6 protein-coding genes are annotated in these 15,195 nt (G+C 73.5%); all 6 read right to left on the reverse strand.

Features of this window, described 5'->3' with window-relative positions:
• Positions 1-13 precede the first annotated feature (13 nt).
• On the reverse strand, positions 14-1,303 hold the full coding sequence (mmsB, locus tag E1O70_RS09780) for a multiple monosaccharide ABC transporter permease (RefSeq protein ID WP_051027756.1): 1,290 nt from the start codon (positions 1,301-1,303) through the stop codon (positions 14-16).
• Positions 1,304-1,357: 54 nt separating this feature from the next.
• The gene (mmsA, locus tag E1O70_RS09785) at positions 1,358-2,914 is read right to left on the reverse strand and encodes a multiple monosaccharide ABC transporter ATP-binding protein (RefSeq protein ID WP_043652783.1); all 1,557 of its coding nucleotides are present in this window, start codon (positions 2,912-2,914) and stop codon (positions 1,358-1,360) included.
• Positions 2,915-3,264: 350 nt separating this feature from the next.
• A complete protein-coding gene (locus E1O70_RS09790; protein WP_051027759.1) occupies positions 3,265-3,756 on the reverse strand; it encodes a GNAT family N-acetyltransferase in 492 nt (163 codons plus the stop codon).
• Positions 3,757-3,898: 142 nt separating this feature from the next.
• Positions 3,899-10,090 carry a pullulanase-type alpha-1,6-glucosidase gene (gene pulA, locus E1O70_RS09795; protein WP_082774236.1) on the reverse strand — a complete coding sequence of 2,064 codons (6,192 nt, stop codon included), beginning with the start codon at positions 10,088-10,090 and terminating at the stop codon, positions 3,899-3,901.
• A 279-nt stretch (positions 10,091-10,369) separates the two neighbouring features.
• On the reverse strand, positions 10,370-14,026 hold the full coding sequence (locus tag E1O70_RS09800; protein ID WP_061266887.1) for an ATP-binding cassette domain-containing protein: 3,657 nt from the start codon (positions 14,024-14,026) through the stop codon (positions 10,370-10,372).
• A gap of 173 nt (positions 14,027-14,199) precedes the next feature.
• Complete coding sequence (locus tag E1O70_RS09805) at positions 14,200-15,186, reverse strand: malate dehydrogenase (RefSeq protein WP_061266886.1); 987 nt, start codon at positions 15,184-15,186, stop codon at positions 14,200-14,202.
• Positions 15,187-15,195 lie beyond the last annotated feature (9 nt).

Here is a 15,195-nt window from a genome sequence, read left to right on the forward strand (position 1 = left end):
GGTTCGGGAGGGCTCAGCCCTTGGCGGCCGTGGCGCCGGCCTCGACCGGGACCTCGGGCTGCGGGTCGTCGGCGCCGGTGACGGCACCGGTGCCCTTGTCGCGTCGCGAGGGGAAGATCAGCCCGATGATCGACGGGCGGCCCTGCACCTTGTTGTAGACGTCGAACGCGACCGCGATGAGGAGCACGAGGCCCTTGATGATCTGGGTGCGGTCCGAGCCGATGCCCATGAGCTGCAGGCCGTTGTTGAGCACGGCCATGACGAGCCCGCCGATGACGGAGCCGACGACCGTGCCGACGCCGCCCGAGACGGCGGCGCCGCCGATGAAGACGGCCGCGATCGCGTCGAGCTCCCACATGTTGCCGTCGAAGGGGCCGGACGCGGTCGAGCGGCCGATGAAGATCATGCCCGCGAGCGCCGCGAGGACCGACATGTTCATCATGACGAAGAAGTTCGTGCGCTTGATGTCGACGCCGGACAGCGCCGCGGCGGCCCGGTTGCCGCCGACCGCGTACACGTGGCGGCCGCCGACGGTCCGCTGCGCGACGAACTGGTAGACGATGACGAGCAGGATGAGGATGACCGCGGGCACGGGGATCGAGGTCCCGACGCGGCCCGAGCCGTAGAGGTACGTGAGGTAGGCGATGACGGCGCTGAAGAGGACGACGCGCGTCACGGCGACCGACGTCGGGACCGGGTCGGCGCCGAGCTTGCGGGCGCTGGCCCGGCGGCGGAGCTCCGACCACACGACCGCCGCGATCGCGAGGACGCCGAGCAGGAGCGTCGAGTTGTTGAGACCGGTGCCCGGTCCCCACTCGGGCAGGTAGCCGCCGCCGATCCACTGGATCTCGGTCGGGACGGGGACGGTGTTGGACTTGCCGATGTACTGGTTGAGGCCGCGGAAGATCATCATCCCGGCGAGGGTCGTGATGAAGCCCGGGATGCCGACGTACGCGACCCAGAAGCCCTGCCACGCGCCGATGACCGCGCCGACGCACAGCCCCAGGAGGATGCCGAGCCACCACGGGATCCCCCAGTCCCGGATCGCGAGGGCGACGATGATGCCGGTCACCGCCGCGACCGACCCGACGGACAGGTCGATGTGGCCCGCGATGATCACGAGCACCATGCCGATCGCGAGGATGAGGATGTAGGAGTTGCCGTTGAGCAGGTTCTGCGCGTTGCTCGGGGTGAGGACGCGCCCCCCGGTCGCGATCTGGAAGAAGATGATCAGGGCGAGGAGCGCGAAGAGCATGCCGAACTGGCGCGCTCCGCCGCTCAGCAGCTGCTTGATGGACGACATCGTCGGTGGTTCCTTCTCGGTCGAGACGGGGTGGCTGGGGGTGGGGCGGCCGGGTCAGGCCGCGTCGGCGGGCGCGTCGCTCTGCGTCCCGGTCATGAGCCGCATGAGCCCCTCCTGGGTCGCGTCGGCCCGGGAGACCTCACCGGTGATGCGCCCCTCGAAGACGGTGTAGATGCGGTCGCACAGCCCGAGCAGCTCGGGCAGCTCCGACGAGATGACGACCACGCCGCGGCCCGCGTCCGCGAGCTTCTGGACGAGCCCGTAGATCTCGTACTTGGCGCCGACGTCGATCCCGCGCGTCGGCTCGTCGAGGATGAGGAGCTCCGGCTCGGTGTACATCCACTTGGCGAGCAGCACCTTCTGCTGGTTGCCGCCGGAGAGCTTCGCGACGCCCTCGTGCACGCTCGGCGCCTTGATGGAGAACGCCTTGCGGTAGCCCTCCGCCGCGACGAACGCCGCGTCGCGGTCGATGACGCCGGCCTTCGCGATGCGCGGCAGGTTCGCCGACTGGATCGTGCCCAGGATCGTGTCGAGCAGGTTGAGGCCGAGGGACTTGCGGTCCTCGGGGACGTACGCGATGCGGTTCTCGATCGCCGAGAGCACCGTGGGCATGGAGACCTCGCGCCCGTCGATGCGGACGACGCCGGAGAGGTAGCGCCCGTAGGTGCGCCCGAAGATCGAGCGCGCGAGCTCGGTGCGCCCCGCGCCCATGATCCCGGCGAAGCCGACGATCTCACCGCGTCGCACGTGGAAGGTCGACCCCTTGCACACGAGGCGGCCGGGCACCTCGGGGTGCTCGACGGTCCACCCCTCGACCTCGAAGAAGGTCTCGCCGATCGACGGGGTGTGGTCGGGGAAGCGCGACTCGAGCGACCGGCCAACCATGCCGCGGATGATGCGGTCCTCGTCGACGGCGTCGTGCTTCACGTCGAGCGTCTCGATCGAGCGGCCGTCGCGGATGATCGTGATCGAGTCCGCGATGGCCTCGATCTCGTTGAGCTTGTGGGAGATGATGATGCTCGTCATGCCGCGGGAGCGCAGGCCGCGCAGCAGGTCGAGCAGGTGCTCCGAGTCCTCCTCGTTGAGCGCGGACGTCGGCTCGTCGAGGATGAGTAGGCGCACGTCCTTCGCCAGCGCGCGGGCGATCTCCACGAGCTGCTGCTTGCCGACACCGATGTTCTTGATCTGGGCGTCGGGCGACTCCTGGAGCCCGACGCGGGCCATGAGCTCCTCCGCCCGGCGCCGCGCCACGCCCCAGTCGATGCCGAACGACCCCTTGACCTCGTTGCCGAGGAAGATGTTCTCGGTGATCGAGAGCTCCGGGATGAGCGCGAGCTCCTGGTGGATGATGACGATGCCCGCCTGCTCGCTCGAGCGGATGTCCTTGAACCGGACCTCGGCACCCTCGTAGTAGATGTCGCCCGTGTACGTGCCGTGCGGGTACACGCCCGAGAGCACCTTCATGAGCGTCGACTTGCCGGCGCCGTTCTCCCCGCAGATCGCGTGGATCTCCCCTGCGCGGACGCGCAGGTTGACGTCGTCGAGGGCGCGCACGCCCGGGAACTCCTTGGTGATGCCCCGCATCTCGAGGATCACGCGCTCGTCCGTCATCGGACCTCCTCCTGCCGAGGACAGCGCGCGGGGCACCTGTGCCCCGCGGACCCGGACACCCTCAGCGCCGTCCGAGCGGGCCCGACGCTATGCCCGTCGCGATCTTGGCGTCAACTCCTGAACGCAAGGCCGGGGCGAACTGTGATCGAATAGCGACCTTGGTCCTATGACAGCGCAGACATATGCCCCGGATGTGAGCGCGAACACGTGCGGTCTGGCCCAAGCGATCAGGACGTGAATGCTTGAGAGCGCTTTCAGGCGAGAGCGCACACAGCGCTGCCGACAGGCGTGGTGCACCGAGGCGGCCGCGGCGGTGCCGGCCGTCCGGGCCTCGCGAGGTGGGAGCGGGCCTAGCGAGGTGGGAGCGGGCGCTTGAAGCCCTCGTGCGACTGCTCGTAACCGAGCGACCGGTAGAACCGGTGGGCGTCCGTGCGTCGCTTGTCGGACGTGAGCTGGGCGAGCGCGCAGCCACGCGCGACACCCCACGCGTGCGCCCAGGCCATCATGGCGCGGCCGACGCCCTGCCCTCGCAGCCGCCGGTCGACCCGGACGGCCTCGACCAGCAGCCGCGACGCACCGCCGCGCGAGATCCCCGGGACGACCGTGACCTGCATGGTGCCCACGACCTCGCCGCCGCGCTCCACGACCACCAGGGCGTTGTTCGGGTCCGCGTCGATCGCGGCGAACGCCGCCTCGTGCTCGGGGCCGACCTCGCCGGTGCGGGCGCGCGCGATCGCGTCGTCGGCGATGAGCTCGACCACCCGGGGCAGGTCGGCGGCGACGGCCGGACGGAAGACGAGACCCGCCGTCGGGCGGACGGCGGGCGAGGGCGAGGTGGTCACGGCTCGCGACGCTAGCACCAGCCCCCCGGGAGACAACGACGCGGACCGGGGTGCGCCGAGGTAGACCCCGGGTAGGCCGAGGGAGAGCCCTGGTGATGACCAGGGCTCTCCCTCGGCGGGTCGTCCTACCTCGGCGGTCGGCTCAGGAGCAGGTGGCCCCCTCGTGCTCGACGGTGAAGGTCGAGGTGACCTCCTCGCCGTCGACCACCGCGGTGGCGGTCACCGTGGCATCGCCGGCCGCGACCGCCTTCTGGCGCGTCGCGAACGACTGGTAGGCGTTCTTGCCGGGCGCGACGTCCGCGACCGCCTTCTGCCCGAACGGCGTGGCGAGCCGGACGTCGACCGGCACGGCGCCGTCGTTCGTCGCCCGGACCGCGACGTACGCCTTGCCCGCGAGGCAGCGCGTCCGCACGTCGACGGACACGGGCAGCTCCGCCCCGGCCTGCGGCACCACGAGGACGGCGACGGACCGCCCGGGGACGGTCACCGTGCCGGTGGCCGCGTCCCAGGCGGTGCCGCGCACGACGTCGTCGCTCCCCTCCTGCTGCACGGGCGAGAGCACGTACTCGCGGCCCGCGAGCGCGGACAGCGGGACGGTGACCTCGTCCGGGGAGGCGTTGAAGACGGCGAGGAGCCCGTCGAGCGCGGGGTCGACGTCGGTGCCGACGGTGTCGTCCACCGCCATCGCCACGACGCCCGGGACCTGGTCCGGCCCGGCACCCGGGAAGGTGACCTTCTCCCGGATGAGCTCCGGGTCGCCGAGCCGGAACAGCTCGGTCGAGTGCCGCAGCCGCAGGAGGTCCTGCGCCTGCGCCGACGCGGTGGCGATGTCGTCGGGCGACGGCTTGAGCGCCGGGTCCGCGAGGAGCGGGGCCATGAGCGGCCACTTGTCCTCGTTGTCGGCCGCCATCGGCAGGCCCTTGCCGAACCCGTTGTCCTGACCGGTCCAGTCGATCGCGTTGAACCAGTCGCCCGAGTCGTAGCTGTTGCGGTCGAGCGACTTCGACCGCAGCAGGTCCGTGCCCGCGTGCCAGAACGACGGCGTCTGGGAGAGCGCCGCGGTCGCGAGCGAGACCGTGTTCATGCGCACGCGCTCGTCCATCGGCGTGTCGGCCGGGAGCTTGAGCGCGAGCAGGTCGAACAGCGTCTCGTTGTCGTGCGCGTCGACGTAGGTCACGACCTCCTCGGGCGAGTCGGCGTAGCCGGCCGGCGCCCCGCGGTAGTCGATCTCGTCGCCGCGCTTCTCCTCGCCCGTCGACGTGACGAGCGTGTAGTCGCGCAGGTTGCCCGCGAGGCCGAGACGCACGAGGTCGGTCTGGTGACCGAGGTCGGCGAGCTCGTCCGCGGACCCGTCGTTCACGGTCCCCGGCTCCCCCGCCCGGGCGGGCTGCCCGTTCGGGTCGGTCGCGAGGCCCGTGCCGAAGCCCTGCGTGAACGTCGTGGCGCCGTCGACGGGCGAGCCGCCGTGCACGGCGTCGCGCAGCCGGTCGGAGAAGGTGCCGATGCCCGTGCCGCCGAGCTGGCCCTGCGTGGCCTGCTCGAACAGCGCGTTGCCCGCGACCTCGCCGAAGTCCCAGCCCTCGCCGTACAGGTAGACGGACTTCCCGTCGACGCCGTCCTCGGCGAGCGTGAGCTCGTCGAGCGCGGCCCGGACGTCGAGCATGTTCTGCTTCGAGTGGTGGCCCATGAGGTCGAAGCGGAACCCGTCGACGCGGTAGTCCTTCGCCCACGTGACGACCGAGTCGACCATGAGCTTGCCCGCCATCGCGTGCTCGGTCGCGACGTTCTGGCAGCACGTGCTCGTCTCGACGGAGCCGGTGGTCGGGTTCTGCCGGTGGTAGTAGCCCGGCACGACCTTGTCGAGGACGGACTTCGCGTCCTGCCCGCTCGCGGCGGTGTGGTTGAACACCTGGTCGAGCACGACCTGCAGCCCGGCACCGTGGAGCGAGCCGACCATGGTGCGGAACTCGGCCACGCGCGCGCCGCCGTCCGCGTCGAGGGCGTACGACCCCTCCGGCGTGCTGAAGTGCCACGGGTCGTAGCCCCAGTTGAAGCCGTCCTGCGCCTGCACCGCCGCGACCGCGGCCTGCTGCTCGGGCGAGTCGGGCGCGAACCCGGTGAGGTCGCCGGTCGTGGCCTGGGCCGCGCGGTCCTCGGGGATCGACGCGATGTCGAACGTCGGGAGCAGGTGCACCGTGGTGACGCCCGCGTCCGCGAGCTCGCGCAGGTGCGTCATGCCGGCCGAGTCCTTCTCCGCGAACGCGAGGTACGTGCCGCGCCGCTCCGCCGGGACCGTCTCGTCGGAGATCGAGAAGTCCCGGACGTGGAGCTCGTAGATCGTCTGGTCGACCGACCGCTCGACGACCGGGGCGGGCGTGCCCTCCCAGGCGCTCGGGCGGAACGCGGGGTCGTCGAGGTCGACGGCCACCGAGTGCGTGGAGTCGAGCGTGAGACCCACCGAGTACGGGTCGGTGACGACGTTCGTCTCGACCTTCCCCGTGCTCGGGACGTAGACCTGCACCTCGTAGAGGTAGCGCGCGCCCTTCCAGCCGACGGCCGCGCCGCCGAGCTTCTTGTCGGCCGCCTTGCCGTCGAGGGTCCACGTGCCGTCGGCCTGGCGGGCGGCCTCGAACCGGCGCGGGTCGTCGTCGAGCGACGCCCCCGCGGGCCACGCGAGCACCGAGACGGCCTTCGCCGTCGGCGCCCACAGCGCGAACGACGCCCACTTGCCGTTGGCGTGCCACGAGACGCCGAGCTCGCGCTCGGCGGCGTCCTCGGCGAACAGGTCGTCGACGACGCCCGGCACCTGGACCCCGGTCGCGGCCGTGAGCGCGCCATCGTCGGCCCGGGTGACGAGCAGCTGGCCCGTGAGCGCCGCCTCGACCTCCGCGCGGTCGAGCGGCTCGCCGTCGTCGAGCACGCGCAGCGCGGTGTGCCCGGCGAGCGCGGGGAACTCGGCCGCGACGTCGTCGGGCAGGCCCGACGGGTCGACCTGGAGCGTGTACGACGCCGTGCCCTCCGGGGCCTGCACCTCGCCGTCGGCGCCGCCCGGGGTGACCGAGAGCCCGCCCTGCGGGGCGGACCACAGGGTCCACTCGTCGCCCGTGCCGAGGTCGCCCGGCCAGGCGACGACGCCCTCGCGCACCCAGTGCGCGGCCTCCTGGCCGGTGCCGGGGAGAGGCGGGTTCGCGACGTCGATCGTCAGGACGTGGGACGCGAGGTCGTAGGAGAACGTGACCAGCTCGCCGTCGCCGACGGAGAACTGGTAGTTCGCCCCGTCGCGCGCGCCGCCGACGCCGTAGTTCTCGGCCCAGCTCAGGCCGTGCGCGACCTTGCCCTCGTACGCGCCGGCCGCGAGGCGGTCGGTCGACCAGGTGTAGACGCCGTCGCCGTCCGGGTCCTTGAGCCAGGACGCCAGGCAGTCGGGCGCCCACGAGCCGGGGCAGCCGACCTGGTCCTGGAACGAGCCCGCGAGCGTGACGATCGGCCCCTGCGCGGTGCTCGAGAAGTCCTTGCTCACCGGGTCCCAGTAGAACGTCACCGGGCCGCCGGCCGTCGTGTACGTCGCGTTGGTGCCGTCCTGCACACCGCCGACGCCGTAGTTCACGGTCCACGACCCGTTGATCGCGACCTTGTACTCGTACGTCCCGGCGGGGACGTCGAACGTGCCCGCGTAGACGCCGTCCGCGCGCTTCGTGAGCTTCGCGGCCTCGCAGCCCGGGGCCCAGTCGCCCGCGCAGCCCATGGCCGCGTTGTGGCTGCCGGGCACGGTCACGAGGTCGATCTCGGGCTCGGGCTCCTCGCCGACGACCCCGCTCACGTCGACCCCGACGCTCGCGAACGTGGACGCGGCGGCGCGGTCGCCGTCGGCGTCGGTCGTCACCGCGCGGTACTCGACGAGCGTGCCGTCGGCGAGCCCCGCGACGTCGTGGAAGACGCGCGGTGCCGTGTCCTCCGCGGTGCCGAGCGGGTGCCACTCGGCGCTCCCGACCTCGCGCCACGCGAACGACGTCTCGGCCCACGCGTCCGGGTCGACGGTGGCGGTCACCGGCGCGACGCCCGTGACCGCTCCCCCGGCCTGCGGCACGGTGAGGGCGATGTCGCCCGACGAGTCCGCGCCGACCTCGCGGTCGGCCCGCAGCACGACCGTGCCCGTCGCCGGGACGGTCAGCGTGACGACGCCGTCCGCGTCGGCGGTGACGGGGGCGGCCTGCTCGCCGTAGAGCACCTCGTACGAGGCGCCGGGCGTGAGGGTCGTGAACGTCGCCGTCCGCTCCTGCGCCGCGTTGTTCAGTGCGACCAGGTGCTCGACCTTCTCCTCGCGGTCGACGCGGCTGAACGCGTACACGCCCGCGCCGTTCTCGACGTAGCGCTCCACCTGGGCGCCGTCGCCCAGCGCCGGGTGCGCCTCGCGCAGCGCGGCGAGCTCGGCGATGTGCGCGTAGAGCGGCGCGTCGGTGCCGAAGCGGTCCACGCTGCCCGCCTGCTCGCCGGTGACGAGCGGCTGGTCGGCGTACTCGTCGACCTGGGTCGCGAACAGGGTCTGGCGCGCGTCCTTGTCGCCGCCCTTCCCCGCGAAGCCCTGCTCGTCGCCGTAGTACACGACCGGCTGCCCGCGGGTCAGGTACATGAGGTCGTGCGCGAGCTCGTCGCGCGCGAGCGGGTCGTCGGTGCTCGCGAGCATGTACCCGACGCGGCCCATGTCGTGGTTGCCGAGGAACGTCGGCAGCGCCTGAACGTTCGTCGTCGGCGTCGTGTACATGTCGTCGCTCGCGAAGAGCGACGCGAGGCCCTTGGCGCTGTTCCCGCTCGCGAAGCTCGTCGCGGCGGACTGGAACGTGAAGTCCAGCGTCGAGCTCATGTCCGTCTTGCGCACGTAGGGCGAGAGCTTCGCCGCGTCGGCGTCGTACACCTCGCCGAACATGAAGAAGTCGTCCTTGCCCTGCGCGTGCGCGTAGTCGAGGACCTCGGTGGTCCACGTCTCCCAGAACTCGAAGTTCACGTGCTTGACGGTGTCGATGCGGAAGCCGTCGATGCCGAGGTCGATCCAGTCCTGGTAGACGTCGACGAACCCGTCGACGACCGTCGGGTGCTCGGTCATGAGGTCGTCGAGGCCGTCGAAGTCCCCGTACGTCACGGACTCCCCGGTCCACGTCGAGTTGCCGCGGTTGTGGTACAGCGTCGGGTCGTTGAGCCAGGCCGGGACCTTGAGGTCCTCCTTGCCCGCGGGGACGACCGGCGTGTACGGGAACGACGTCGCGGCGTCCAGCGCCGGGAAGTCGCCGGTGCCCGCGTGGTCCGCCGGGTCGAACACGGTGCCCTCGGCGTCGCGGTACGGCGACGTGGCCTGGTCGACGTACGAGTACTGCTTCTCCTCGTAGTCGATCACGTCGGCCGTGTGGTTCGTGATGATGTCGAAGTAGACCTTGATCCCGCGGTCGTGCGCCTCGTCGATGAGCGCCTCGAGCTCGGCGTTGGTGCCGAGGTGCGGGTCGATCTGCGTGAAGTCGGTGATCCAGTAGCCGTGGTAGCCCGCCGACGCGTCGGCGCCCGTGCCCTGGACCGGCTGGTTCTTGAACGACGGCGTGAGCCAGATCGCCGTCGTGCCGAGGCCCTCGACGTAGTCGAGGTTCTGCCGCAGGCCCGCGATGTCGCCGCCCTGGTAGAAGCCCTTGTTCGTCGGGTCGAACCCGGAGACGAGCGGGTCGTCGCCGAGCCCCGCCGTGTCGTTCGACGGGTCGCCGTTCGCGAACCGGTCGGTCATGACGAAGTAGAAGCGCTCGTCCGACCCGGGCTGGCGCACGGGGGGCACCACGAGGTCGGCGTCCTGCGCCTCGTCGTAGCCGCCCGCGAGCCCGAGCGGCGTGAGCGCGATGCGGTGGGTCGACTCGTCGAACGTGACGCGCACGGTCGCGTCGCCGCCGAGCACGAGGGGCGCGTTGTCCTGGCCGCCCTCGCGCCCGTACGCCTCGTCCCACGCGTCGTCGTAGGCGACCTTGTACTCGTAGGTGCCCGCGGGCACCTCGAAGTCGGCGGACCAGATGCCGGCGGCGTCGGTGGGCGCGAGCTCGGTCGCCGCGCACGCGGGGTCCCAGTCGGCGGGGCAGCCGAGCTCGGACTGGAGGTCGCCCACGAGGGCGAGCGTGCGCTCGTCGGCCCCCGCGGCGGGGGCGGCGAACGCGGCGAGCGTGACGCCCGCCAGGCCCGAGGTGGCGAGCGCGACGGCGGTGACCGACGCCGTCGTGCGGGCCCCGCGCGTGCGGCGGGGCGTGGTGTCGGATGGGTGGGGCGACGGTGTGCGCGGGACGCGGCGACGTCGCGGCGTGGAGGTCATGAGGACTCCCTCGTCCGGTGGCTGGTGCGGGACCGCAGGCGTGAGCAGGCAGGTGCCGGCAAGGACGCGGACGACGGGACCAGCAGCGGGCGACGTCGACCGCGGCTTTCTCAGCGTACGGCTGAGCCGAACTGTACTGGTTGCAGAAAGTTGCAGCAAGGTTCGGCAAACGACGCGCCCGCGCTGTGCCGCGCCGTTGCCCGGACACGACGAACCCGGGGTCGCCCCGCTCAGGAAGTCCTGGCGAGGGGCGGCCCCGGGTCCGGGAGGTCGCGGTGGTCAGCCCGCGAGATGGCCCCAGCGCGGGGCGAGCTCGGACCACGGCCCGACGGCGGCGACCCGGCCCTCGTCGAGCACGACCACGCGGTCCGCCCGGGCGAGCGCCGCGCGCTTGGACGTCGCGCCCACGACCGTGGTCCCCCGCTCGCGCAGCGACTCCCACAGCTCGATCTCCGTCGCCGCGTCGAGCGCGCTGGAGACGTCGTCGGCCAGCAGCAGCTCGGCGTCGGTCGCGAGCGCCCGCGCCAGGGCGAGCCGCTGGACCTGGCCGCCCGAGAGCCGGACGCCGCGGTGCCCGACGAGCGCCTCGTGCCCGCCCGCCTCGACGACGTCCCGCTCGAGACGCGCGGCCGCGACGGGCCCGTGGACGTCGCGCTCGTGGCCGAGCCGCACGTTGTCCGCGAACGTCCCGGAGAGCACGCGCGGCACCTGCGCGACGTGCGCGACCTGGCCCGGCCGCAGGAACGTCTGGGCGTCGACGACGTCCGTGCCGTTCCAGCGGATGCGGCCCGTGTGCTCCATGAGGCCCGCGAGCGCCGAGAGCAGGCTCGACTTGCCCGCGCCGACCTGCCCGAGCAGCAGGACGAGCTCGCCGCGGCCGACGGACAGGTCCACGTCCTGGACGCCGATCGTGCCGTCGTCGTGCAGCGCGGTCACGCCGTCCAGGTCGATCCGCTCGAGCGGCCGCCGGGGGCCCGGGTCGGGCGTGGGGGCGGCGCCCGTGAGCAGGTCGACGCCGGGCGGCAGGTCCATGAGGTCCGTCCCGGCGGCGAACCGGCTCGTCGCGCGCTGCCACGAGCGCGTGCCGGGCGCCTCGGTCACGACGGCGCCCGCGACGACCCCGAACCAGCCGAAGCCGGTCACGGCGTTGGCGACGAGGAGCGCCGTCGCGAGGTCCCACGTCCCGGTGAGCAGCCCGGCCCACGCCGCGACGACGCCGAGCTGGATCATGACGAGGGGGACACCGTCGAGCGCGGCCTGCACGCGGTGCTCGAAGACGGCGGCGCGCACGCGCCCGGCGTCCACCTCGCGCAGGTGCGCGTGCACCTGCGGCGTACGGGCGGCGAGCTTCACCGTCCGCGCGGAGTCGAGCGCCGAGACGAGCGCGCGGCCGAACCGGGCGCGCGCGGCCGACGACCGGGTTGCCGACCGCCCGGCGATCGGCCGCCCGAGCGCCGACGCCGCCGCGGACACGACCATGACGGCGAGGAGCACCGCGCCGGCGAGCCACGACCGGCTGAGCAGCGCGGTGACGCCCGCGATGACGAGGCCGTTGACGAAGTCGACCCAGCGGTCGGCATACCGGACGAACCGGTCGGCGTCCATGGCACGGGCGACGACCTCGCCGGGCGGCGTGGCCGTGAGCCGGTGCTGACGGGTCTGGCCCGCCATGACCGCCATGCGCACGCGCAGCAGCACCTCGACCCACCAGCGCGGGTAGACGTACAGCGCCCACGCGAGGCACAGGGGCGCGACCACGAGCAGCACGGCGAGCGGCACGAGCTGACGCGCCGGGAAGCCGGAGCCGAGGTCCTGGACCGCCTGTCCCCAGAGGAAGCCGGTGACGGCACCCTGGGCCGAGACGAGGCTCGTGACGAGGAACAGGACCGCGCCCACGACGCCCCACGCCGGGCGGACGAACAGCGCGTGCGCGACGCCGCGCGCGAGGCTCGGCCCGTCGCCCGGGTCGTCGAGGACCGGCGGCTCGCCACGCCGCCGGCGTCCGCCGACCGCGTCGGAGGCGCGGGCCGCGGGCGTCTCGCCCTCGGCGCCCGCGTCGTCCTGCGCGACCGCGTGGTCCTGCACGGCCGCGGACGCCGCGGGCACGGCGGCGGGCGCCGGGTCGCCGGGGGCGAGGTCGTCGACGTCGTCGCCGCCCGGGCCGCCGTCCTGCGCGACGCTCGCGACGAGCAGGTCGCGGTAGGGACCGGGGGCGTGGGCGAGCGCGGCGCGCTCGCCCTGCTGCACGACCCGGCCGTGGTCGAGGACGGCCAGCAGCCCTGCCCGCTCGATCGTCGTGAGCCGGTGCGCCACGAGCACGCCCGTGCGCCCCGCGAGCAGCCGCTCCGACGCGGCGACGACGCGCGCCTCCGTGAGCGGGTCCATGCGCGCCGTCGCCTCGTCGAGCACGACGACCTGCACGTCGCGCACCAGCAGGCGCGCGAACGCGACGAGCTGCTCCTCCCCCGCGGAGAGCGAGGTCCCGCCGGGACCGAGCAGGGTGTCCAGGCCGTCGGGCAGGCCCGCGACCCAGTCGTCGAGCCGCAGCTCGCGCACGGCCGCCTCGACGTCGGACCGCGGGACGTCCGCGAACAGCGCGACGTTCTCCGCGAGCGTGCCCGCGAGGATCTCGGTGCGCTGCGTGACGACGCCGACGGCCGCGCGCAGCGCCTGGAGGTCGAGGTCGCGCACGTCCACGCCGCCGACGAGCACGGCGCCGCGCGGCGGCTCGACCGCGCGCGAGAGCAGCGACGCGAGGGTCGACTTGCCCGAGCCGGTGCGCCCGACGAGCGCGACCGTCTCCCCCGCGGGGACGTGCAGGTCCACCCCGTCGAGCGCGAACGTGCCCTCGGCGTAGGAGAAGTGCAGGTCGCGCACCTCGATCCCGACCGGCCCGGCGGGCAGCGTGCGCCCGCCCGTCGGCTCGGGCTCGACGGCGAGCATCTGCCGGATGCGCGTGAGCGCGCCCAGCCCCTCCTGGATGTCCGGGAGGTGGTGGACCAGGTTGTCCACCTGCCCGACGAAGAGCGCGGTCACGAGGAACAGGGTGACGAGCCGGTCGACGCCCAGGTCGCCGTCCGCGGCGAGCGCGGCGCCCGCCACGGCCACGCCCGCGAGCAGCGAGGCGAGCACGAGACCGGCGCGGCGGAGCATGCGCGCCTCGACGACGAGCACGGCCTCGAACTTCCGGTGCACCCGGGCCGAGCGCTCGGCGAGGCGCCGGATCGCGAACGACTGCCCGAGGCTCGTGCGCAGGTCGTCCCGCGCGGCGACGGACTCCTCGAACGCCGCGGCGTGGTCCGTCCACGCCATCTCCTCGATGACCTTGCGGCGCGCGATCTCGCCCAGCATCGGGCGTACGATGAACCACGCGACCGCCCCCAGCACCGGGAAGAGGACCCACGCCGGCCACCAGGTGAGGCCGGCGACGACCCACATCGGCAGCACGCCGACGACGGTGCGGCCCGCGCCCCAGAGCTGACGGCGCACGAGCGTGCCGACGGCGTGCGTGTCGTCGTCGACGCGGTCGAGCACCTCGCCGACCGCCTGCTCCGTGAGCGTGGCGAGCGGCTGGTGCAGCGCCGCGGTGAGGAGGTCGCCGCGCAGGCGGCCCTCGGCGCGGTCGACCACGCCCGCCCACACGACCTGGCCGACGGTGTCGAGCAGCGCCGCGCCGACGACGCACGCGGCGAGGAGCTGGAGCGTCGCCGTCGTCGGGTCCTCGGCGAGCCACCCGGCGATGACGGTGCCCAGCGCGGCGCCGACCGCGCCCACGGTGAGCGCGAGCAGCGCGACGACGGCCTGCGGCCCCCGCAGGCGGCGCCAGTCCAGGCGCCGGGCCGGGTCGGGCGAGCGCGGGGCGGCGGCCGACGGCGCGGCGTGCGGGTCGGACGGGGGGTTCGTGGGCTGCTCGGTCGGCAGGGAGGCGTCGATCATGGCCCCACGACCCTACGGCGACCCACCCCCGCCGACGCAGGGATTTTCGCAGCCCGCAGCCCTGCCCGGCCCGGTCGGCGCGGGGCCGAGCCGGGCCGGCTCGCGTCGGCCCTGCCCGGCCCCGGACGCAGCGCGGCCCGGGTCCCGAAGGACCCGGGCCGCGCAGGTACGGCTCAGACCAGGCCGAGCTCCTCGACGGCCTGACGCTCCTCCTGGAGCTCCGCGACCGACGCGTCGACGCGCCCGCGCGAGAACTCCGAGAGCTCCAGGCCCTGGACGATCTCCCACGACCCGCCGCGCGAGACCACCGGGAACGACGAGATGAGGCCGGTCGGGACGCCGTACGACCCGTCCGACACGACGCCCGCGCTCGTCCAGTCGCCCTCGGGCGTGCCCAGGACCCAGTCGTGCACGTGGTCGATCGCCGCGTTCGCCGCCGACGCCGCCGACGACGCGCCGCGCGCTTCGATGATCGCCGCGCCGCGCTTCGCGACCGTCGGGATGAACGTGCCCTCCAGCCACTCGCGGTCCTCGGCGAGCCGCGCGCCCGGCGTGCCCGCGACGTCCGCGTGGAAGAGGTCCGGGTACTGCGTGGCCGAGTGGTTGCCCCAGATGGTCACCTTGCGCACCTCGGACACCGGGACGCCCGCACGCTTCGCGACCTGCGTGAGCGCGCGGTTGTGGTCCAGGCGCGTCATCGCGGTGAACCGGTCCTTCGGGACGTCGGGCGCGTTCGACGCCGCGATGAGCGCGTTCGTGTTCGCGGGGTTGCCGACGACGAGGACGCGGACGTCGTCCGCCGCACCCGCGTTGATCGCCTGGCCCTGCGGCTTGAAGATGCCGCCGTTCGCCTCGAGCAGGTCGCCGCGCTCCATGCCCGGGCCGCGCGGGCGGGCGCCCACGAGGAGCGCGACGTTCGTGCCCTCGAACGCGGGCGTCGGGTCGTCGAAGATGTCGATGCCGGCGAGCAGCGGGAACGCGCAGTCGTCCAGCTCCATGGCCGTGCCCTCGGCGGCCTTCACGCCCTGCGGGATCTCGAGGAGGCGCAGGCGCACGGGGGTGTCGGGGCCGAGCATCTGGCCCGACGCGATGCGGAACAGCAGCGCGTAACCGATCTGACCGGCCGCGCCGGTCACCGTCACGTTCACGGGGGAAGTCATGCGCTCACT

It is taken from the genome of Cellulosimicrobium funkei, assembly GCF_004519295.1.
Taxonomy (GTDB): domain Bacteria; phylum Actinomycetota; class Actinomycetes; order Actinomycetales; family Cellulomonadaceae; genus Cellulosimicrobium; species Cellulosimicrobium funkei.

What these genes read in the sequence shown, in the direction of transcription:
- E1O70_RS09800 (WP_061266887.1), bottom strand. Translation starts at nt 14,026, where the DNA reads ATGATCGACGCCTCCCTGCCGACCGAGCAGCCCACGAACCCCCCGTCC.
- mmsB (WP_051027756.1), bottom strand. Translation starts at nt 1,303, where the DNA reads ATGTCGTCCATCAAGCAGCTGCTGAGCGGCGGAGCGCGCCAGTTCGGC.
- E1O70_RS09805 (WP_061266886.1), bottom strand. Translation starts at nt 15,186, where the DNA reads ATGACTTCCCCCGTGAACGTGACGGTGACCGGCGCGGCCGGTCAGATC.
- pulA (WP_082774236.1), bottom strand. Translation starts at nt 10,090, where the DNA reads ATGACCTCCACGCCGCGACGTCGCCGCGTCCCGCGCACACCGTCGCCC.
- mmsA (WP_043652783.1), bottom strand. Translation starts at nt 2,914, where the DNA reads ATGACGGACGAGCGCGTGATCCTCGAGATGCGGGGCATCACCAAGGAG.